Annotated in this window: 18 protein-coding genes; 1 reads left to right on the top strand and 17 read right to left on the bottom strand. The window is 50.7% G+C overall.

What is annotated here, in order from left to right; translation table 11 throughout:
- Positions 1 to 38: 38 nt before the first annotated feature.
- From ACTHPG_RS22060 to ACTHPG_RS21980, 17 genes are all read right to left on the bottom strand, one after another.
- Positions 39 to 899 carry a diaminopimelate epimerase gene (locus ACTHPG_RS22060; protein ID WP_440391538.1) on the bottom strand — a complete coding sequence of 287 codons (861 nt, stop codon included), beginning with the start codon at positions 897 to 899 and terminating at the stop codon, positions 39 to 41.
- A 325-nt stretch (positions 900 to 1,224) separates the two neighbouring features.
- Positions 1,225 to 2,454: an amidohydrolase gene (locus ACTHPG_RS22055; RefSeq protein ID WP_440391537.1), complete on the bottom strand. Its 1,230-nt coding sequence runs from the start codon at positions 2,452 to 2,454 to the stop codon at positions 1,225 to 1,227.
- Positions 2,455 to 2,493: 39 nt separating this feature from the next.
- Positions 2,494 to 3,555, bottom strand: a complete 1,062-nt coding sequence (locus ACTHPG_RS22050; RefSeq protein WP_440391536.1) for an LLM class flavin-dependent oxidoreductase — start codon at positions 3,553 to 3,555, stop codon at positions 2,494 to 2,496.
- Between the two features lie 126 nt (positions 3,556 to 3,681).
- Positions 3,682 to 4,554 carry a LysR family transcriptional regulator gene (locus tag ACTHPG_RS22045; protein ID WP_339305856.1) on the bottom strand — a complete coding sequence of 291 codons (873 nt, stop codon included), beginning with the start codon at positions 4,552 to 4,554 and terminating at the stop codon, positions 3,682 to 3,684.
- Positions 4,555 to 4,623: 69 nt separating this feature from the next.
- A complete protein-coding gene (ssuE, locus tag ACTHPG_RS22040; RefSeq protein ID WP_440391535.1) occupies positions 4,624 to 5,172 on the bottom strand; it encodes an NADPH-dependent FMN reductase in 549 nt (182 codons plus the stop codon).
- Between the two features lie 123 nt (positions 5,173 to 5,295).
- Complete coding sequence (locus ACTHPG_RS22035) at positions 5,296 to 6,213, bottom strand: ABC transporter permease (RefSeq protein ID WP_440391534.1); 918 nt, start codon at positions 6,211 to 6,213, stop codon at positions 5,296 to 5,298.
- 59 nt (positions 6,214 to 6,272) lie between these two features.
- The gene (locus ACTHPG_RS22030; RefSeq protein WP_440391533.1) at positions 6,273 to 7,205 is read right to left on the bottom strand and encodes an ABC transporter permease; all 933 of its coding nucleotides are present in this window, start codon (positions 7,203 to 7,205) and stop codon (positions 6,273 to 6,275) included.
- 41 nt (positions 7,206 to 7,246) lie between these two features.
- Entirely contained in the window at positions 7,247 to 8,890 is a 1,644-nt protein-coding gene (locus ACTHPG_RS22025) for an ABC transporter substrate-binding protein (protein ID WP_440391532.1), read from the bottom strand.
- 183 nt (positions 8,891 to 9,073) lie between these two features.
- Positions 9,074 to 10,417 carry an LLM class flavin-dependent oxidoreductase gene (locus tag ACTHPG_RS22020; protein WP_440391531.1) on the bottom strand — a complete coding sequence of 448 codons (1,344 nt, stop codon included), beginning with the start codon at positions 10,415 to 10,417 and terminating at the stop codon, positions 9,074 to 9,076.
- A 324-nt stretch (positions 10,418 to 10,741) separates the two neighbouring features.
- Positions 10,742 to 11,020 carry a glutaredoxin family protein gene (locus ACTHPG_RS22015; protein WP_036605813.1) on the bottom strand — a complete coding sequence of 93 codons (279 nt, stop codon included), beginning with the start codon at positions 11,018 to 11,020 and terminating at the stop codon, positions 10,742 to 10,744.
- Positions 11,021 to 11,228: 208 nt separating this feature from the next.
- Entirely contained in the window at positions 11,229 to 12,182 is a 954-nt protein-coding gene (locus tag ACTHPG_RS22010) for an aminoglycoside phosphotransferase family protein (RefSeq protein ID WP_440391530.1), read from the bottom strand.
- 194 nt (positions 12,183 to 12,376) lie between these two features.
- A complete protein-coding gene (locus ACTHPG_RS22005) occupies positions 12,377 to 14,017 on the bottom strand; it encodes a glycosyltransferase family 2 protein (RefSeq protein WP_440391529.1) in 1,641 nt (546 codons plus the stop codon).
- A gap of 67 nt (positions 14,018 to 14,084) precedes the next feature.
- On the bottom strand, positions 14,085 to 14,732 hold the full coding sequence (locus ACTHPG_RS22000; RefSeq protein WP_440391528.1) for a GT-D fold domain-containing protein: 648 nt from the start codon (positions 14,730 to 14,732) through the stop codon (positions 14,085 to 14,087).
- A gap of 905 nt (positions 14,733 to 15,637) precedes the next feature.
- Positions 15,638 to 16,369, bottom strand: a complete 732-nt coding sequence (locus ACTHPG_RS21995; RefSeq protein WP_440391527.1) for a sugar phosphate nucleotidyltransferase — start codon at positions 16,367 to 16,369, stop codon at positions 15,638 to 15,640.
- The gene (locus ACTHPG_RS21990; protein WP_440391526.1) at positions 16,366 to 17,139 is read right to left on the bottom strand and encodes a glycosyltransferase family 2 protein; all 774 of its coding nucleotides are present in this window, start codon (positions 17,137 to 17,139) and stop codon (positions 16,366 to 16,368) included. The genes ACTHPG_RS21995 and ACTHPG_RS21990 overlap by 4 nt, the downstream gene beginning before the upstream one ends.
- Positions 17,136 to 18,251: a glycosyltransferase family A protein gene (locus ACTHPG_RS21985; protein ID WP_440391525.1), complete on the bottom strand. Its 1,116-nt coding sequence runs from the start codon at positions 18,249 to 18,251 to the stop codon at positions 17,136 to 17,138. Before ACTHPG_RS21985 ends, ACTHPG_RS21990 begins: the two co-directional genes overlap by 4 nt.
- A gap of 41 nt (positions 18,252 to 18,292) precedes the next feature.
- On the bottom strand, positions 18,293 to 19,258 hold the full coding sequence (locus tag ACTHPG_RS21980) for a glycosyltransferase family 2 protein (RefSeq protein WP_440391653.1): 966 nt from the start codon (positions 19,256 to 19,258) through the stop codon (positions 18,293 to 18,295).
- 758 nt (positions 19,259 to 20,016) lie between these two features.
- Between ACTHPG_RS21980 and ACTHPG_RS21975 the strand changes: the two genes are divergently transcribed.
- On the top strand, positions 20,017 to 21,582 hold the full coding sequence (locus tag ACTHPG_RS21975) for a M4 family metallopeptidase (RefSeq protein WP_440391524.1): 1,566 nt from the start codon (positions 20,017 to 20,019) through the stop codon (positions 21,580 to 21,582).
- Positions 21,583 to 21,664 lie beyond the last annotated feature (82 nt).

Below are 21,664 nucleotides of genomic sequence, written 5' to 3'. Positions count from 1 at the left end.
TGTCCCTCCATACTTGTCTCGATCATGGTTCATGTACCTCATGCGTTTACAAAGCTCCATTCTGCTGGAGCATTAATAAAGGCTTTGCCCTGTGCCACGATGCCAACCAATCCCTCAATCGCAATGTCCCCAAGTTCTGCGCCATTCCACTGCGCTTCCACTTTAATCGCACCACCCGGTTGCTTGATGTACTGCGTAATCTGCCTCTGCTGACTCCATGCGAGATAGGCTCCCACGGAGGCTGTGCCCGAACCACACCCTCTCTCCCAGATCAGACTATCCAGCTCCGGAACATAGATGAGCGGGGCCATTTCAGCCAAGTGCGGCTGATATAACAAGATGCCGATCAGCTTATCTCCCAGTGTTAGTCCCAGTAACCTTGCAAGGCTCTGTGCCCTCTTCTTCATCGGATCGTCGAAGTCATCGACTTCAATTACGATATGGATGAACTCAGCGTACCGGATGATCACCATATCCAGCTCAATACCTTCGTACCGGATTGTTCGTTGCTCAATCTGCTTCGGAACCGGCATGGTTACCTTGCAGTCATATTCATTCTGCTGCTTCTTCACATGGCACATGATCAGTTGATCTGTTCCGGAAACTTCCAGCACGATGTCCATAGATTCCTCTTGTGCCAGTCCTGCTTCAAATGCGTGGTGTGCTGCAAGTGCCATACAGGCATTGCCACAGAACTCGCCTCCGGCCATTTCTAGACGAGCCACAGCTTCCGGTCTACTCGTTGGTTCAATGAATCCCACTTGTTCAGCATAAACGTTGTCATACGACATTAGCCGGGTAGCAATATGACTGTAATGCTCGGCTGCATGATCCGTTTTAACCAGAATCGTCATGTTTTGGGTGGGACTGAACTTGATAAATTCGATCTCCTGTTTCATCGCAGCGACTACTCCTGTTCTTCTTTTTTACTAATAGTAATTATTACGATTAAAGGTCGAGAAAAATATAGCACATCCGTTTGAGTAGCGTCAACAAATATTTCCATTTCAAAAAAATGAACCTCATTCGCGCCTTCATTCCACTCCTGTAAGAAAACCCAAACAGGGCTGACGCTTCTGCGCCAGCCCTAGCCATAACTACACCATCGGATAATATTCAACGACTCTTTGTCCTACCATGCTCTTGCTGGAAAGGAATACGAATAACGATTGCCGCAGAACGGAACCGTTCCGATAATGGATATGATCCAGAGACTCACTGAACCTATCCCTCCTGTTGTGCTTGGACATTATGCAGTGCCTGTTCAGCCAATGCAGCCAGAAGATATGCGCCCAGCGGCAGCGCTCGTTCATCCACATCAAAGCCAGGATGATGCCACTCGTTCGGGCCAGAGGTGCCCAGGAAGAGGAACAGGCCCGGAACTTCTTTTTGATAAAAAGAGAAGTCCTCCCCTGCCGGAGAAGGTAGCGGTCTTACACTATTCAGCCCAATCTCACTTGCAACCTGCTCCGCCGCAGATGCGAGAGACGCATCGTTGACCACGGCAGGTGGTCCCTGAATCCAGCGAACCGTAGCCCGTGTGCCATAGGCCGCCGCCACACCGGCGACCACCTGATTGAAACGCTCGCGAATCCGGGCACGCACTTTCTCATCAAAGGTCCGCACTGTGCCATCGAGTATGGCTTCATCCGGAATGACGTTCCAGGCTGTGCCGCTGTGGAGCTTGGTGACGCTGATGACGGCACTCTCCTGTGCGCCCACATTACGACTCACAATCGCCTGTAGAGCCGTGACGATATGTGCGGCTACCACAATCGGATCAATGCCGGCTTCAGGCACGGCTGCATGGGTGCCTACCCCTTCCACTTTGACCACAAAACCGTCCGCTGCTGCCATCAATGCGCCCTCCCGAATGCCTACCGTGCCCACCTGAAGATCCGGTTTGTTATGCAGCCCAAATACGGCCCGAACATCGGATAATGCACCGCTCTGAATCACTTGCCGTGCACCCGTTGCTTTTTCCTCCGATGGCTGGAACAACAAGCGTACTTTCCCCGGGAGTGTGGACTCGCGCTGTTTAAGTAATCGTGCGGCACCAATCAGAATAGCGGTATGTGCGTCGTGTCCACAAGCATGCATCTTTCCATCCACCTGGGAGGCAAAATCCAGCTTCGTCTCTTCCTGAATGGGCAGCGCATCAATATCCGCTCTTAGGGCAACAACAGGACCGTCTCCTTGGCCAACTTCAGCGACAAGCCCTGTCCGCAACACATATTCGTCTGCAATACGAACGCCTTCCTCTTCCAGCCAACTGCGAATGGCAGCCGTCGTCTCCCTTTCCTCGCCGGACAATTCCGGGTTACTATGCAGGTGTCGCCGAATGGTGATTAAACGTTCCTCGAATGCTTCCGCCTGTGCACCGTGAAGCTCATACTCGCGTCCCTGTAGTTGCTCTTCAGCCTGCTGTTTGGGCTGTTCCAGATCACTTTTCATCCCATGGCCCCCCATTCGTATATATTCACTGTCCTGCTTCTATCCAATTGCTGCTTCCTGTTCCTTGGATTCCAGTGCAAATTCGCTTAGTCCCTGCTCTGCCAGAATTTCACGCAATAATTCGAATGAACGAATTCGCTTGGCAAAGTCCCGTGTCGCTGTAGTCACAATGAACTCTTCCACGGCAAAATCCTGCTGGAACTTCAACAGCGCCTGACCTACGGTCTCTTTCGTGCCCCGGGTCACGCTTGGTTCAAGAATTTCAAGTCGGTATTTTTCGTTGGATTGACGTCCGAATTCTTCCGCCTGCTCCACAGAACCGACCGTTAACACTTTGCCACTCTCCATGTGAATTTTCACCAGCTTATGTTCACTCGCAAGCCCTTCCGCTTCTTCCTCACTCTCAGCCACAATCAGGGATAAAGCCAGTGCAGCGTAGGGCTCTCGTCCCTGGGAACGATCGAATTGTTCACGATATACACGGATGGCCTCAAGCGCTACCTCGATATTACTGTTAATGAACAGTGAAAAGACATATGGAAGTCCCAGTTCCGCAGCCATACCTGCACTGTCAACACTGGCTCCAAGTACGTACAGCTCCGCTGGAATGTCGGACACAGGCGAAGCAGTGAGCCCCGCAAGTGCATGGGATGAATCTGCATGTGGTTCATTGTGGATGTATCGCTTCACCTGAACGATTTTCTCTTGAAGAGATGCCGCATCCTGAATACCTTCCTGTAACGCCTGAGTCGAACGCGGTAATCCACCTGGAGCACGACCAATTCCCAGGTCAACTCTTCCCGGTCCGAGTGCTGCGAGGATATTGAAATTCTCGGCGACTTTGTATGGACTGTAATGCTGGAGCATCACTCCGCCAGACCCCAGACGAATCCGCTTCGTATGTGCAAGCAAGTGGGAGATGAGTACCTCCGGGGAGGAACCTGCAACATGCCCGGAATCATGGTGCTCCGATACCCAGAACCGATGGAATCCAAGCTGCTCTGCCCGCTGTGCCAGCTCAATCGTATGCCGAAAAGCATCCACTGCCGTTTCCCCTTCATAGATGGGGGTCTGATCCAAAATGCCAACACGAATACTCATATCCTTCTCCTCCTTGATTGTGCTGAACCGCTGTTCTTGATCACTATTAAGTTGAACTAGAGAGGTTACACGTTATCACTCCGATTGCAGTACCATCTTCCGATCGCTCTCTGCACTCTAGATGCTCTATAATTGTCGCAGCAGTTCCCCGAAGGGCTCTGCCAATGGCGAATATTCTTCCTTTAACGTGACAACGCTGATCTGCAACGATACACCTGCCACCTCATGTACCTGAATGGGGAATAACTCCTGATTCTGCACTTCCTTCTTCACGGTAAGTCCCGGGAGAAAGGCAATGCCTGCCCCTTGCATAACCAGTTTCTTCGCTGTCTCCGAATTATCGACATGATATGTAATATTCGGCGGATGTTCCAGCGAGTCGAAAGCCCGGTGAATGCGAAGCCAGTCCAGCGAACCACATTCGAAAAAGACCAGTTGCTCATGCCGGATCGCTTCCATGCTGACATGCCCGCTCTCAATGAATGGATGTCCTTTGTACACATAGAGCTGGATCGGATCTTCATAAAAAGCAACCGTACGGATCGCAGGATGCATCACCTTGCGTACAAAAGCAAGATCGATCTCCTGACCAAGCAATTTGGCAATCAGCTGATCCGTCGTTGCAGTCGTCAGTTTGATATTAATTTCGGGGTAAGCTTCCTTGATCTTGGGTAGAAAATCGGGAATGACATAATTCGATACCGATACTGTACTACCCAGTCGAAGCGCATCCGGTGTTGTCCGGCGTTGCTGAATCTTCTGCTTGCCTTTCTGAATGACCTGCAGCACCTGCTGCGCATACGGCAGGAATTTCCGACCTTCTTCTGTCAGCACGATTTGCTTGCCAAGCCGATCAAACAACTTGCAGCCCAGCTCCCTTTCCAGTGACTGAATGCGAGCTGTGACCGAAGGTTGGGACAAGAAGAGTACTTCGGCAGCCTTATTGAAGCTTCCATAATGATTGATATATACAAATGCTTCAATATTCTCGATATTCATGAGCGCCTCCGTATCCACGTCCGCAGACGTTTGATCTTATACTAATTTATCCAATATACTTACTTGGTTTTATGATATCGTAATCCCATCCTTTTCCAGTGTCAATATCAATTCATCCAGCGAGCGTTCCAGACGTGTAGTAACATCCGCCGAGAGTACGAATTGTCCATCATCCAGTCGTTCGATTCCCTGATCCACAGCATACACACCACCCAGGATATGTCTTCCACCAAGGGCTGCCAGTACAGGCTTCAATGCATAATCAATGGCGAGCAGATGAGCAATGGAGCCACCGATAACGAGTGGAAGTGTCAACTTGCCCCGCAGACCTTCTTGCGGAATCAGATCCAGGAACAGTTTAAGCACTCCCGAGTACGATGCCTTGTATACCGGTGTACCTACAATGACTGCATCCGCGGCTTCCACGACAGCCAGTGCATCACGAATGAATGAGCTGTCGAACCGGGCTTGCACCAGATCCTCAGCGGGTAGATCCGCAACATGAATGACTTCAACGGTGATGCCTGCTTCCGTTAATTTCTGACTACTGTAATCTGTCAGACCTGTCAAACGCGAACGTTTGGACGGTGATCCGGCAATAATGACAACATGTGACATCAAATATTCCTCCTCAAGCGTAAACGGCTGTCGCCGTCCTCTGGTGGCACAGCTACCGTTTCGCAGTGAAATATAAAAATGGATAGGGTGAAACTTATAAATTTTTATATTTTGGTATGGCGGTCAGGCCGCTCCTTTTACTTTGGGGTCCAACCGATCGCGAATATCGTCTCCAATCAGATTAACCGCCAGTACAAACAACGTGATTGCCAGCCCCGGGAACGTACAAATCCACCAGGCAACCGTCAGATAACCTCTACCTTGTGAGAGCAATGCACCCCAGTCTGGAATTTCTTTCAATACCCCAAGTCCAAGAAAACTCAGCCCGGAGCCTGTCAAGATCGATGTACCTACGCCAAGCGTAGCCATAACCAGCAACGGTGACAATGAATATGGAAGTACATGTTTCCAGAAAATACGGGTATTGGAACCGCCCAGTGAACGTGTCGCTGTAATGAAAGGCAACCCTTTAACCGATATGACCTGCCCCCGCATGACCCGTGCGTACCCCGGAATGGAGGAAACGGCAACAGCCAGTGCAATATTCATCAGTCCTGGCCCGAGAGCAGCTGCAACAGACAATGCCAGGAGCACGCCGGGTACAGCCATCAGAATATCAACAGCCCGCATGGTGATCGTATCAACAAGGCCTCCGGCATAACCGGAGATAATTCCAAGCGCACTACCGACAATACCGCCCACAAGAACCGAAGCGAATCCAATGAGCAACGAATCCCTGCTTCCATGCACAACCACACTGAAGATATCCCTGCCAAAATAGTCCGTCCCGAACAGGTGCGCAGCAGAGGGAGCCTGCAGAATGGCATCCGTCACCATCTGAGTTGGATCATAGGGTGCAATCCAGCCTGGTACAATCGCACATGCCACGGTGAATACCACCACCAGCAATGCTGCATAAAAGAATAATCGGGATACCGCGAATGAGACCCGATAGCGCCAAGGGCGGCGATTCCACAGACGTATACGTCCTGCACCGCCTGCCCATGCTTTTTTGTCACTAACCAAAGGTTTCATGCTCATGAGCAACAACTCCTCCTTCCATACTCCGTGTCAGGATATTTCGACTGTTCCATCCGTCATCATGTTCGGACTGCACGCCGAACCCGGGGATCAATATACGAATACGAGATATCCACCAGCAGGTTCAGGACCACATAGATAATGGATGTAAAGAAAACAACGCCTTGTACCACGGGCAAATCCTTGGCCATTAGTGCATCTGCAATAATTCGGCCGATTCCTTGTCTGGAGAAGACGGTCTCCACCACAACGGTTCCAGCAAGCAGATCACCGATCAGCATGCCGATTACTGTTACGGCAGGGATCAGTGCATTACGAAGTGCATGCCCATACATGATAGCTCGTTCCGAAAGGCCTTTGGCCCGTAAGGCCACGATAAACGGTTCGTTGATGACTTCCAGCATACTGTTCCTTACCATCCGTACAATAAATCCTGCACCCACGAGACCCAGTGTAGCCGCGGGAAGAACCAGTGAACTGAAACCGTCGGAACCCATGGCCGGGAACCATCCAAGCTGTACCGAGAATAACAGGATGAGCAGGATCCCCGTCCAGAAGGTTGGCATGGAGATACCGAATAGTCCAACGAGCCGTGCGACGAAATCAATCACGCCATTGCGGTGAATCGCAGACAATACACCAAGTGTAATTCCAATCGTAATGGCAATGATGGAGCTGAGTGCAGTCAAAGCCAGTGTAGCTGGAAAATGTTCCAGTATTTTCGGCAAAACCGGATCCGAATTGATCATGGATTTGCCAAAATCTCCACGCAGCATATCACCGAAATAGTTCGCAAACTGGATGTAAAACGGCTGATCCAATCCAAGCTGCGCCCGCAGATTCTCGATCATCTCCGGGGTAGCCGAGGATGGGTCCAGCATGAGCAGAACCGGATCACCCGGCAGGAGATACATGATGCAGTACACCAGCACCGAAGCTCCGAATATAACCAGCAGCGATGTTGCAAGTCTCGACAGTATCGTTTGAACCATACCGGGATATCTCCTTCCTGTATCTGGATTGACCCTTCATGTCAGGGCTGAATGCGGACGTCGTTAAAAAGTGGATAACCCAGTGAATCGAACTTGATGCCTTCGACCTTTTTGGATGCTGCGACAGTATACGGGAATACATAGATCGGCAGAATGACCGCTTGCTCAATCAGGTATTGTTGAATCTGGTTGTAGATCTCGACACGTTTATCCGCGTCACTCTCAACGGCCCCCTGCTCCAGCAGTTCATCGATCTTCGGATCAGACAACCCGGATAAGGTCGGACGCTGCCCCTCTGCACTTGTATGATAGAAGGCATACAATGCATTCGGGTCGGAGTTGACCTGACTGTTGCCATAGAGATCATAATCCCAGTTCTGATAGATGACCGTTGCTACATCTTTGGTAATCTCCACTTCAACGGCGATGCCCACCTGCTTAAGCTGTTGCTGGATAATTGCAGCAATGTCATTGCGTTTCTCCCGATTGGGCGAACCATCGACATAACGCAGGGTCAGATTCTGGCCGTCTTTGGCACGAATACCGTCAGCACCTTTCACCCAGCCTTGTTCGTCCAGCAACTGATTAGCTTTGTTGATGTCCGGGTTAATGCTTCCTTCCAGCGATGCATCATAACCCAGGATTCCAGGAGACAGTGCAGACCACGCGCGTTCGTAGTTGCCCAGATACAATGTTTTCACAATCGATTCCACATCTACGGCAGATTGTACCGCCTGTCTTACTTTCACATCATCCCAAGGCGCTTTGCGCAAATTGAAAAAGAGTGTGTACGGCAGTCCAACTGTATTGGCCTGCAACAATTGCTGGTTCGGATCGTTTTTCAATGCAGCGATATTTTGCGGCGGAACGGTCTCCGCAGCGAGTACCTGACTACTCTGTACACTTCCGATGCGCGTCGCTTCTTCCGGTACAATTTTGAATGTGATCGTATCCACATGGGGTGCGGCTTTATTTTCAACCGTCTCAGGTCCCCAGTTGTAATCCTTGTTTTTGGCAACGACGATATCCGCATTTTCATCCCATTTCACAAAGGTATACGGACCTGTACCCACCGGATTTTTACCCAGTTGATCACCATATTTTTTGGCAGCTGCAGGGGATACGATCCCCAGAAGTGCCTGACTCAAGTTGCCGAGAAAAGCTTGCGATGGTGAATCCAGATTTACCTTGATGGTATATTCATCAATGACTTCTGAGGAGCTATAGGGTCTAATCAGGGCCAGAGAATTGGCAGCTTTGGTGGCTGGGTCGATCACCCGGTCCAGGTTGTATTTCACGGCTTCCGCATTAAACGGTGTGCCATCATGGAATTTCACGCCCTCACGCAGCTTGAACGTATAACTCTTGCCGTCCTCGGACACGCTCCATTCTGTGGCAAGCCAAGGTTTGATGGAACCGTCCGGCAGCTGTACGACCAGATTGTCGTAAATCGTCCGGATGGCACGTACCGTTACGGCAAGCCCACTGCGATGAGGGTCCAGCGTATCCGGGGAAGTCGCGAGTGCAAAAGTCAGGTTGCCACCTTCCGCTTGCCCGGCCTGATTCCCGCCTGACGCCTGTGCTGCACCGTTCGTGCTGCCTCCCGCTGCTCCGCAACCGGATAATACCATCACCAATAATGCTGCCAATGCCATATATTTCATCCATGAGATAGACCTGTTCATATCGCTTCCCCCTCTGTGTATACAGGTGTCATTTAATTGATGTTTATACCCAATACTTGATATATCCTATGAGTTAAGTCGGTTTTAAGATAGTACGAAACGTTGTCATTGATTTGGAACATGAATTGAGACTCGTTAGGGAAAAAGTCATTCATAATCAGATGCGCGTTCGTTCCCGATCTGTTATGCCAAATCAGATACCACTTGCTCCCTGGCAGCCGTATAACGGTTAACCGGAATTTGCACCCCAAGGTTACCTCGCAATGTATCGTGTTCATATTCCGTACGATACAGGCCCCGCTCTTGCAGAATCGGAACTACCAGTTCCACGAAATCAGACAATCCACTTGGCAGCTCGGAAGCAATAATGAAGCCATCTGCCGCCTCCGTCTCAAACCATTCCTGAATTTTGTCAGCGACCTGCTCAGGTGTGCCCAGAAATTTGCTGCGTGGTGTTGCTGCCCGCAGAGCCACTTCACGCAAGGTCAATCCCTGCTCCTTGGCATCCTTCTTGATTTTGTCCGTGCCACTGCGGAAACTGTTGCTTCCAATTCCGTTCAGCTCCGGGAACGGTTCATCCAGCGGATATTGGGAGAAATCATGATGTTCGAAGAAACGTCCCAGATAATCCAGCGCTTTATCAATGGTAACCAGACTTGCAATCTCCTGATATTTCTGTTCAGCTTCTTCCTCTGTCCGTCCAACAATAGGATTGATGCCCGGCAGAATGACAATATCCTGTGAAGAGCGTCCATAGGAAGCTGCCCGTGTTTTGACATCCTTATAGAATGCCTGAGCATCTTCAATTGTATCGTGTCCGGTAAAGACAGCATCCGCTTCTTGTGCAGCCAGGTTTTTGCCATCTTCCGAAGAACCTGCCTGGAAAATCACCGGCTGTCCTTGCCGTGAACGGGCAATATTGAGCGGACCTTGTACGGAGAAAAACTCCCCTTCATGATTAAGCGTGTGCAGCTTGGATGGGTCGAAGAATACACCGCTCTCCTTGTCTCTTACAAAGGCATCATCTTCCCACGAGTCCCACAACCCTTTGGTTACCTGCAGATATTCCGTGGCGATGCGATAACGTTCCGGATGCGTTGGATGATGACTCTTGCTGTAGTTCTTCGCCGTACCTTCCAGCGGGGAAGTCACAACGTTCCAGCCTGCACGGCCATCACTGATCTGATCAAGGGAACCGAACTGTCTGGCTACGGTGAACGGATCACTATAGGATGTCGATAGAGTACCCACCAGTCCAATCCGTGAAGTAACGGCAGCCAAAGCGGACAGGATACTGATCGGTTCGAAGCGATTCAGGAAATGGGGAATGGATTTCTCGGTAATATACAGACCGTCTGCGATAAATACAAGATCGAACTTGCCTTCTTCCGCTTTCAGTGTCTGTCGCTTGTAGAACTCAAAGTTAACACTGGCATCTGCCTGAACCTCCGGGTGTCTCCATGTGGTATTGCTGCCTCCAACGCCGTGTACAATCGCTCCGAATTTCAAACTGCGTTTCGCTGTCATGTGCATTCCGCCTTCCTTGGATTATAATCTTCAAATGAATGATCAAGGGACATTCTGAACTGATTACATATGCGAAATAACTTAAAAGTTAACTATTCCTATGAGTTTGGTTTGTTTTAATTTCACAAATCTTATCACTGCCCCGTAAAAGGGTCAACAGCGCGACTAATAGATTTTTTCTATATGAGTATTGAAGATGTGAATCAGAAGCTTTTACATCTCATCGAGTGCTCAGTTATGAACGTTCCAAACTGCTGTACTAATGCGATCTTGCAACATACAGCAGCCGGAACGAGTTGTTCCAAAAGGACATATCGACTCCAGTCAGACCGCTGCCGCTTCGTCCGCTCGTGCCAGAAGTTCAGCCAGCTTCTCCAGATCAGGTTCCAGCAAAGCTTCAAACTTGCCGTCCCCGCCCACTTCAATAACGGGTACATGCCGAATGCCATATTTTGCTTCAAGCACATCTCGGAGCACGTCATTACCCTGCACTTCAATGTTCTCAAAAGGCTGGTTTCGCTCTGTCAGAAATGCTTTTACTTCTCCGCAGAAATGACAGCCTGTTTTGCTCCACAGCACGACTTTTTTGGTTGATGATGACATCGACATACCTCCTGATTGGTTTTAAGATCAAGGTCTGAACGCGTAACTATGAACGCCCTAGACCCTCAATTCCCATCTGTTAAATAAGAATTATGGCTCTAAATGTACTCCTGTGCCTTTCCTGAGTCAATGGATCTGCTAATAGAATAAACCTATAACCAAATAGAAAGATTAAATTTTAAATTTGAAAGATGCATGATTTTACTCTCTATTGATACCTCCAAACCTGGTCCAAAGCTTGCTTCGCTAATCCGGTGTAGAGCTCAATCTGATCCGGACTTCGATCTATGGCCCACCTCAGGGTGTCAAAAGCTTTTAAAAGCAATATATGACTCGCTTGATTCAGTTCACGCTCTTGCTCTTGTATACTTGTCCCACTGCCTCTTAAGAACGCTTTCAATTCTTCCTTGTCAGGTCCCTCGCCTCGCCCCTGGCATTGTATGAGTTGAATGATATCGCCATACGGTACGACGGTGACCTCTGCATTCCCCCAGTCCAGAAGGGTAATCTCACCTGTTGAACTTACGATTGTATTCTTCAAAGAGAGATCGCCGTGACATAAGCCAAATCGGAACTTTTGCAATTTCAATTGTTCGAACCATTGCCTTACGACTTGTGATTGCTTCATCGTAATGACACCAAGCTCAATCAATGGATCTTGTTCCGTGAGACTATTGATATTGTATTGCACATATCCGTGCCAACTGCCATCCGACCCCGCATGAGGAGGAGAATAAAATTGATTTTGTACCACATCGTGCATTTCCCTTCCAAAACCATTCACCGGGATGGATTGAAACTGTTTTGTGTACTCTCCAAGTTTCCTCCAGATTACGGAGGCAGGCACGGTCGTATCTAATCCGTTGTCTCCTTCGATATACGTTTGAATCATATACGCATGTCCAGCGGTACGCCCCACGGACAATGTCTGTGGACTAGGAATACCGACACTCGCCGCTTGTTCGATGCACCATTTTTCTTTTACAAAGGTGGAATATGTATCTGGATCGTTCATGCGTACAACCACTTTATGACTTGCCGTCTCCACGAGGCAGACCTGATTAACAAAACCTTTACCGATGATATGATGTGAGCTTGTTACTTTTTCCAGCAAAAAATTACTGGCAATCTGTTCGGCTTGGTTGACTACAGAATTTTTCACCGTGCTTCCTCCCTATACCTATCTCATGATTCCAAGTTATGCTTGGTGATCGTTGTTGTTGGACATAGTGTAAAAGGAAATCGCTGATCTTTCAATGATTCGGATGCGGAATGAGTTAGAGCGATTCCACAGGATACCGCTGCATCTTTCATTCCGCATCATGCTGCTGTTTCGCATATACAGATCGCCTGACATTACAGATCCGGATTCAAGAGCTGTGGTGGGGCGATAATCGGCCAGCCTTCTTCGATCGAATTCAGTTGGTCCGCAGACACGCTGATAATATGCCCGGAATGTACACCCCAACGTTCTGCGGCATAGACCGATACAAATCGTCTCCGTTTGCCTCCACTGATCTGATATCGTGTCTCGGGTGCATCCACGGCGGCAACAATACTTCCCTCTGCCCAGGCATCGGAAGAACCCTGAACCCCTTTATGCTGCACCTGATGTGCCTCCATCGGCCAGCCGTGCACTTCACCCGCTATTATCAGTGCTTCTCCTGAGGGAATGGCGAGCAGATCAGGTTTGGCAACCTGAACAGGCGATATTCCACGCGGTACAGGGATGTTCAGTTTACGGCGCCGACCGCCAGTTAACGTATATACATCACCGTTGGCATCGGACACGAACGAGCCTTCCGGGTAGAATTCACTGCTGTGTCTGAACTGAAGTGTCGGATCTTGGCTACCCTGCGCTGAGATTCGCTGACGGGGATCGATTGGGCTTGTGTCTCTATCCTCTGGTTGGCCCGAAGAGGTGTCAGAGGTTTGTTGTCTTGCCAAGCGGGAGGTTACGGCAACCAGTGAATGGGGATCGCCCCACTTTTGACTATAAAACTGCTCGTTATCCTTGTTCACTATAGCAAAATCCTGTTCTCCCAACGCTTTCATGCTGACACTTCCGAAGTGATGGATGAAGGCATCCCCGGCTACCGCAAGCTGGTATCCTGCCAGTTTCACCCGGATGATCCAGTCATCATCTTCGAAATTGCCCACCGCATAGCCTTCGTCCAGATAACCTACCCGTTCAAGCAGTTCCCGTGAGAATAGCCAGCAAAATCCGACCAGGCGATCGGTTATTCGATGTTTGTCTGCATCCGGGCGATTATGTGTGGCGGCAAAAGGCCACATCTCTTCTACCTCACGATACGGAACCTCAATCTGCTGATCCCCGCCAATATAGTTGGTCACCGGACCCACCACACCAATCTTCGGATCGCTGGCAAGACAAGTCATCATGTTATCCAGCCAGCCCGGGGTAACCAGTGTATCGTTGTTCAGTACAACGATATGTCGCCCTCTCGCCATCATCAGCCCATGGTTGACACCTCCGGCAAACCCCCGATTCTGATCCAGGGCAGCAACCCTCACCATGCCGCCTTTACGGAGCAATGCCTTGGCAGTTCCATCCTTGGAGGCATTATCCACGACAATGATTTCGAAGGGAGCGGGTGTATGCTTTTCGATACTGGACACACATTGCAGCACATACTCCCGCTGATTGTACGTGGGAATAATGATGCTGACTCCTTCAAATACAAGTCCAAACGAACTCTGTCCTTGGCGGACACCTTCGTCATATCCTCTATGATATCCCTGTTTGTACAGCCTGGCTCTGGCACGGCTACTTTTGCCTTTGCGTCTGGATTTCCGCGTTGAGCGACGACCTGCTGCATGCAGGACTGCCATGACAGGTCGCGAGTTATCGCGCTGTGTGGTACGGCGGGCTGATTTTTTTTCGCTGCCTATACTGCCATTCCGATTTTTTTCACTGCGGCTGTTGTTGCTGCGGCCATGACGTTCTTCCCCACGCTGTTGATCGGGTGTGCTCATATTGCTCCCTCCATTTCCACTCGTCCGCGAGGCCATCACGGCACATGACCAGCCCCCGGACGGTCCACTAGAGTTGAAGCTCTCCTGTTACCAGTTTGTCAGCCAAATGTCCAAAATCAAGAGCGACTTTGCCGAGTTCACCTGCGATTCGCCGACACAGAATGACCGCCGGAATACCCGCTGCCACCAATGCGATATCAAAGGCATGTTCTGCGGTGAGCTGCATCACTCTCGGAATGTCCATCACTCCCGCCATAGAACCAATGATGCCTGTGACATGAATCCCCCGGTTATGCAGCAGTGCCCCAAGCTCGGCAGCCTGACTGCCGATAAGCAGAACCCGCCGTCCTTGCAGCACCGGCAGCAACAACCCGGACTGGTGCAGACTGTAATTGATCGTGGAGCTGGTCAACTTCAGCCGGGACCAGTCGATCCCGAAGTGGCGCAGTACAGGGAAGAGCAGCCCCTGGAATGTGGGCGCCCGTGAGATCGGGACGCCAACCCAGTCGGCGGCCTGTATGGCTTCCGCAAGCATCGCGCGGATGTCTGGCGTGGAGCATGGCACCCCTGCATAAGGCAGAAACGGTGCCAGCTCCTGCACTTCCTGGCCGGGCAGCACCGTATCGGCTGCCAGGGTAAGCAGTTCGCCATCTCCGAGGCGAACGACAGACAAGGGGCGCTGCGCATCCAGCGCCGCCACGATGTGTCCAGCCATCTCATGGGGGCTGGACAGCCTGGTCAGGCTGGGCGCGTATTGGCGGAAGCCCGCCGCGATCAGATCTGCTGCCGCCACGGCTGGCAGGATATGATCCGGCGGGATGTGCTGCGCCACCAGCGCCTCCCCGCCGGCGAATACGCCGTCGCGGTAGCCCTCGGCGTAGCCGCCGGGCACGGCCTGCGCCTGCACTGCTTGCTCCGCGAGCGGGGCAGGCGCAGGCAAGCCCTTCGCGCTGCCCGCATGCGCGGCGGCAGCGCCTCCCCGCCCCGCGGGGGCGACACCCTTCGGGAGTGTCGCCTGGCGCGGGGCGGGGCCAGCACCGCTGGCAGGCATCGCCTGTGGCGTGCTGGCTTGCGGTGCTGGCATGGGCGCACGGCGCATCGCCGTGCGCTGCTTGGCGCGGGCAGCGGCACGCCCGCCCCGCGCGGGTGCAGACCTGCGCCCAGCAGTAGCCTGGCGCAGGCCGGCTTTGTCTTTGCCGGGACGGCTGGCTCTTGCCGCTTGGCTCGCGCTCGCACGGCCAGCTTTGCCTGCTCTGCCCACACCACTGCGTGTACTGCTCGCTTTACCTGCACGGGCCTTATGCGCTGCGCCGGCAGATGTACCTGCTTTGGTCGGGGTACTGCGTTTCCCTGACTTCACAGCTCTGACGCCAGCAGGTTCTGCACCTGCTTCTGCCGGAGTGCCACTGCCCATATATACGGCCGGGTGGATGCCCCGGGGCTTACCTGACACGGTGGCCACTGCCGACCCGGTGCGTGTCACTACTCTCACGCCATTCCCTCCTTTGGCATGCACGAGGATTGTCGCTGCGCAAAGCGCCGGAGCATCCTTCCAGCTCCGGCGCAGAGTGTTCTGCTCCCGTGGGGCACCGCACAGCGGCAGCATCAGGCGCATATATTTTAGGGCAATTGTCCTTTCATGCGGACAGCTGCTTCCTGGAGCGAATCAAATGTACCTGCATCACTCCAGTATTTCTGCAAAATGTCGTATTCCAGTCCGCCAGCAGACGCATAGTGATTATTTACATCCGTAATTTCCAATTCTCCCCGTGCAGACGGTGCGATGTTGCGAATCAGGTTAAATACATGATCATCATACATATATATTCCCGTTACACAATAAGAGGTTTTCGGCTGGCTTGGTTTCTCCTCAATGTACGAGATTCGCTCTGGATGATTGGGATCGAAGACAGGCACCCCATAACGTCGTGCATCATCCACCTCTTTGAGCAGCACTCGCGCTGTACCCGCAGGTTGCTGCATGTAGCGGTCCACATAAGGCTTCAGATCGTCGCTGAAGAGATTATCCCCGAGAAGCACAACAAATCTTTCGCCGGGAAGAATAAAGGAGGTTGCCAGATCCAATGCTTCCGCAATCCCGCCTGCCTTTTCCTGAATGCGATACGTCAACTTGACCCCATGATCCGCTCCGCCACCAAGATACTCTGTATACAGACCGGCGGAATGTTTGTTAATGACAATCAATAGTTCATCAATGCCTGCCTGGCGGAGCCTGTCGATGCCATACATAATCATCGGATGTTTACCGACTGGAAGCAGATGTTTATTAATGAGCCGGGTCAGCGGATACAGTCTAGTTCCTGTTCCGCCGGCAAGAATTACACCTTTCATTCCACGTTCCCTCCTTCATCGGATATGTCCATATATTCAAGCGGATCGACATGCCATTTGTTCATAAAAATCGAACGATTACGCTCAAGCAGCTGTTTCCATGCTACCGGATCGGTCTTCTGGAAGCTGGCACTTCCCTGATGATGCACAAGAACATCTCCGCATACCAGCAAGCGATATCCCTGCAACCTTGCTCTATAACAATAATCGTCATCCTCATAGTGTCCCGGAGAATATGCCTCGTCAAGCAGTCCAACCGATTCCACTACATTTCGTTTCATCAGCATGCACAGACCGACGATTCGGCGTACTTCCTTCCACCTTGAAGAATCCGCTACATTATTGGATTGGGCCAACTCTTGAAAATGTTCCATATTCCGAAACGCCAGTTCAACCTGCTGGATGCCGCTTGCATAATTCGTAACAGGACCCGTGATGCCAATACTTGCGTCACTGTACAGAGCCGTTCGCAGGTTCTCCAGCCAATGGTGCGTGACCGTAACATCATTGTTCAACAGCAGTAGCTCATCCCCGCAAGCGGCACGAAGTCCAGCGTTACACGCTGCCGGAAACCCCCGATTGTCCGGGAACCTGACAAATCGAATTCGCTCCAGCGCGCAATATTCAGCTGTTCCGTCTGTTGAACCGTTATCTACAACGATAATTTCATAGGACGAAGGATCGCCTGAGTATTGACGTATGGCATCGATGCAGGGCCTGATCAGATCCAGACCGTTGTACGTTGGGATAATGATACTCGTCAGTGTCATCTGGCGTTCCTCCTGTAAGCCACTTCTGCACGGGAGAGTGTATGTGCCTGAGCTGAACTCCAACCCGTACCCAGCAATGTAGCCAGGGCCTCCAGATGGTCACCAATGATTAATCTGGCGACATCATTCCCACTTCCCGTGTTACCAGGACGCAAACGATTGGAACGAATAACATCCACTTGACTTGGTGCCGATACGCTCATTCCATGCTGAATAGCCAGACTTTGTGCCTTGGGCGGAACGGCCAGTGATGCCGGCTTCACGGTCTGAATCATACGACGAGACAAGGCATGAGGCACGGCTGTCATGGAATTGGAACCAAGATCTGCCCTGCCTAATGTTCGGTTCAGATATGCCTTGATTCGGCTCACCTCATCCTGCCCTGCAAACGAAGGAAGCAAAGACGTCAGATTATTCAACGCCACATCCTGTCCGCGATCAACCGCAAACAGAAATGGTGCAAGTTCTTCAGCCGAGATGACCATGTCTCCATCCACAAAAAGCACTGTCTCCGCATCCGTCATCTTGGCTCCAAGTGCCCGGCCCACATCATGTCCTGCCCGATCCGGTTCATAAACTAGGGTAAGTCCCGGCTGCCTGAGTACCTGTTTCAAACTGTCATCTGTCGTTCCATTCAGTACGACAATAATATCCGTCAGAGGCAACCGCTTAAGTTGCAGTAACACCTGCCCCAGTGTGTGTTCCTCATTACAGGCACAGACTACGGCAGCAGCCGAATGACGAAGGGGGAGCGGCACGATCTGGAAAGAATGTCCCGAAGCATGAGCATAACCCAGCATAAATGCCTTACCTGCCTTCAGGGTCAGCTCGAAGCTGCTTAGCTCCGCAGCGTTCGACGCGTGTGCATTCCACACGAGACGTGCGTGTTCTTCCGAGACTGTGTTGTGCGCCTTCGCCTCGCTTCCTGCAACTTGCCCTGCTCTCCACATCGAGTGCAGATCCACTTGGTCAGACGTTGAGCGGCTTTTTCTTTTTTTTTGAAGTTCTACATGCTTTTTGTTCCCATGACGCTTGTTAATCACTGTTCTTCCTGTTGTCGTTCGTCTATTTGTTGTCCGCCTGCGGCGTACAACCCCTGAACGTCCCTTCATTTCCTCACCTCCAGCATGCTGCATCATCAGACGCGACATGCTTACCTCGCCAGATTGCGAACACGTTTCAGATCGGTATAACCTCCGCGGGGACCGAGCGTATCCGTAATCCACTTGATCGCTGCCATATGATCATTCAGCACCACTTGACTTAGCGGATCAGGTCCGTTTCGCTTCTTGATTCGTACTGCATTCATTCTGCCTACAGGTACGTGATGAACAGCGCGTACCCGAAGTCCGCCGATCACGGCCTTGGCTTGTGCGAGTGGCGGAACTTCCAGCGAGGATATCCCCATGACCTCAAGTGCTTTTCGGCTTATTGCATGTGGAATAGCTGTCATGGATGCCCCCCGGAGATCAGATCTCGCGAGTATGCTGTTCAACATGTGTTTGGCCTCCACAACCGGATGAACGGGACGATGCGTGACAGGCCCATGGTAGTCGTTAAGCGCCACATCCGTTCCCTTCAGCACGGCCTTCACGTAAGGTGCAAAGTGCTCTGCAGGAATGGCGATATCTGCATCAGTAAACAGCAATACCTGACCACAGGCCGCCTCTGCGCCTACTTTTCGTCCTCCATCATGTCCCAGCGCTTCGGCATACGTGAGCACGCGTGCTCCAGCCCGTTTGGCAGCGTTAGCCGTACCGTCTGTTGAACCATTCACAATGACAAGCACTTCAGCATCATGACATATCCGCAGCGCTTCACGTACAACTGCACCAATCGTTTTCTCCTCATTCATGGCAGGGATAATGACCGAGAGCACCGGTCCCTGAGAACCCTCCTTGTGTACAGGAGCATCACTCATGCCATTTACCGCTCCATTCTCTACTCCATCTTTAACCTGTGACATCAGCTGTCTGGATGGAATAACGAATGAATAGGCCTTTGTACCCTTTTTGTTTCCAGACTTCCCTCTTCGTTTCTTCAGCACTGTTTTTCTGCGTGTCCCATTTGACTGGGTTGCATAACGTGCTGTAGTACGGGTTTTGCGCAACAGTTTCACCTCCCGCATTCAATCATCGGCATGCCAAGGGAGTACACGTTATTCTATGTATTCGTGGAGCAGTGGAAACGGCGTATGTCCTTGCACAAAGCAGGTTCTCCCTGTGAACACGAGGGTACAGGCCTTGATTTTAGACAAAATACGTCAAAATATGTGAAAAACGCTACCTCTCCCCTACTTCAGACACAATTTTAGAAAAATTTTAAAATTGCATCTTTTCCAAAGTTTTACACTGTGATAATATACGTTCCAAGCAGTTTTATTTACAAAAATAACCTAGTGATGAACATGAGTTCCCATTCATCTTTCTGGATTCATTTATTGACCTTAGGTTGATTAAATTATGACCTCATTCACAGATCCTGTTAAACAGATTCATTTTACTCTTGAGAGGGGTGATGCCGTTCATAACACCTGCCTTCGTCATTTACGCAAACCCGGATTGAACACCCCAGTTTTTCGTGAACAAATCTTCTACCCGCGCAATTGGACAACCCCCGGCTTTCTGAAAGAGGAACACAATAGACGATTAAACCTTCGGGCTGAACTGAATATACGGTTATCCTTTCGTTTGGTGTCGTGTTTAACACTTCCCGAGCTAAAGCCCAAGCCGATTTTATTCCAATCGTTTCTTGTCTCATTCCACGCTTCAGGTTCAGCCCCACGCTCCGCGCTGCCCAAGTTGCAGACGGAATTCCAACCGAGATTGGCATGATCATTTTCCAACCAAAAATAATTTATGAATGGGAGAGTTTACTATGAAATTCGCCAAAGTTATGCCAACAATTCTTGGAGGAGCTCTTTTGCTCGCTTCCGTATCCTCTGCTGCTGCAGCTCCATTGTCCGATCAATCCATTCCACTTCAGGCCCCTTATGCCTCCGAGGAGGGTATTCCATTGAACAATGGAACAGATGACACCATCTACAACTACCTTGGACAGCAGGAACAATTCCTGAATTCCGATGTGAAATCCCAGCTCAAAATTGTCAAAAGAAACACAGATACATCCGGTGTAAGACACTTCCGCCTGAAACAATATATTAAAGCTATCCCGGTATATGGCGCAGAACAGACGGTCCACCTGGACAAGACCGGAGCCGTGAGCTCCGCACTTGGCGATCTTCCACCGATTGAAGAGCAGGCCATTCCGAATGATGGTGTAGCCGAGATCAGCGGAGAAGACGCAATCCGTATTGCAACCGAAGAAGCAACCTCACGGATCGGAGAACTTGGTGCCGCGGAAATCACACCTCAAGCTGAATTGAACATCTATCATCATGAAGAAGATGGTCAGACATATCTGGTTTACATTACGGAAGTAAACGTACTTGAACCTGCCCCTCTACGGACCAAATATTTCATCAACGCAGTGGACGGCAGTATCGTATCCCAGTTTGACCTCATTAACTTTGCCACTGGAACAGGTACAGGTGTACTCGGTGATACCAAGACCCTGACAACCACTCAATCCGGCAGTACCTTCCAACTGAAAGACACCACTCGCGGTAATGGCATCCAAACGTACACAGCGAACAATGGCTCATCGCTGCCTGGTACCTTGCTCACGGATTCGGATAATGTATGGACCGATCGTGCAGGTGTAGATGCTCATGCCCATGCTGCTGCTACGTATGATTTTTACAAAAACAAATTCAATCGTAACGGTATTAACGGTAACGGATTGTTGATCAGATCCACCGTGCACTACGGCTCCAATTACAATAATGCCTTCTGGAACGGCGCACAGATTGTCTTTGGTGACGGAGACGGAACGACGTTCCGATCCCTGTCTGGTGATCTGGATGTTGTCGGTCATGAATTGACGCATGGTGTCATTGAATATACAGCCAATCTGGAATATCGTAATGAACCAGGTGCACTTAACGAAGCCTTTGCCGATATTTTCGGCAATACGATCCAGAGCAAAAACTGGCTGCTCGGTGATGATATCTACACACCCAACATTCCAGGAGATGCGCTGCGCTCCCTTTCTAACCCTACCTTGTATGGTCAACCTGACAAATACAGCGATCGTTACACAGGCACACAAGACAACGGCGGTGTTCATATCAATAGTGGTATCATCAACAAAGCCTATTACCTTGCTGCTCAAGGCGGAACGCATAATGGTGTGACCGTTACCGGAATCGGTCGGGATAAAGCAATTCAGATTTTCTACAGCACACTGGTGAACTACCTGACCCCAACGTCCAAATTTGCCGCTGCCAAAACAGCTACCATTCAAGCAGCCAAAGATCTGTACGGAGCGAATTCTGCTGAAGCTACTGCGATTACCAAAGCATATCAAGCTGTAGGCCTGTAACATCTTACTTTACCGTGATTGAACTTATCATGTAATCATCCCACATCCTAATTGCATTAAACGTTCAGACATCCCTCACACT

The organism is Paenibacillus sp. SAF-068, from assembly GCF_051967555.1.
In the GTDB taxonomy this organism is placed as follows: domain Bacteria; phylum Bacillota; class Bacilli; order Paenibacillales; family Paenibacillaceae; genus Paenibacillus.
Note: the sequence above shows the minus strand (reverse complement) of the source record. Positions and strands in the feature narration are given on the sequence as shown.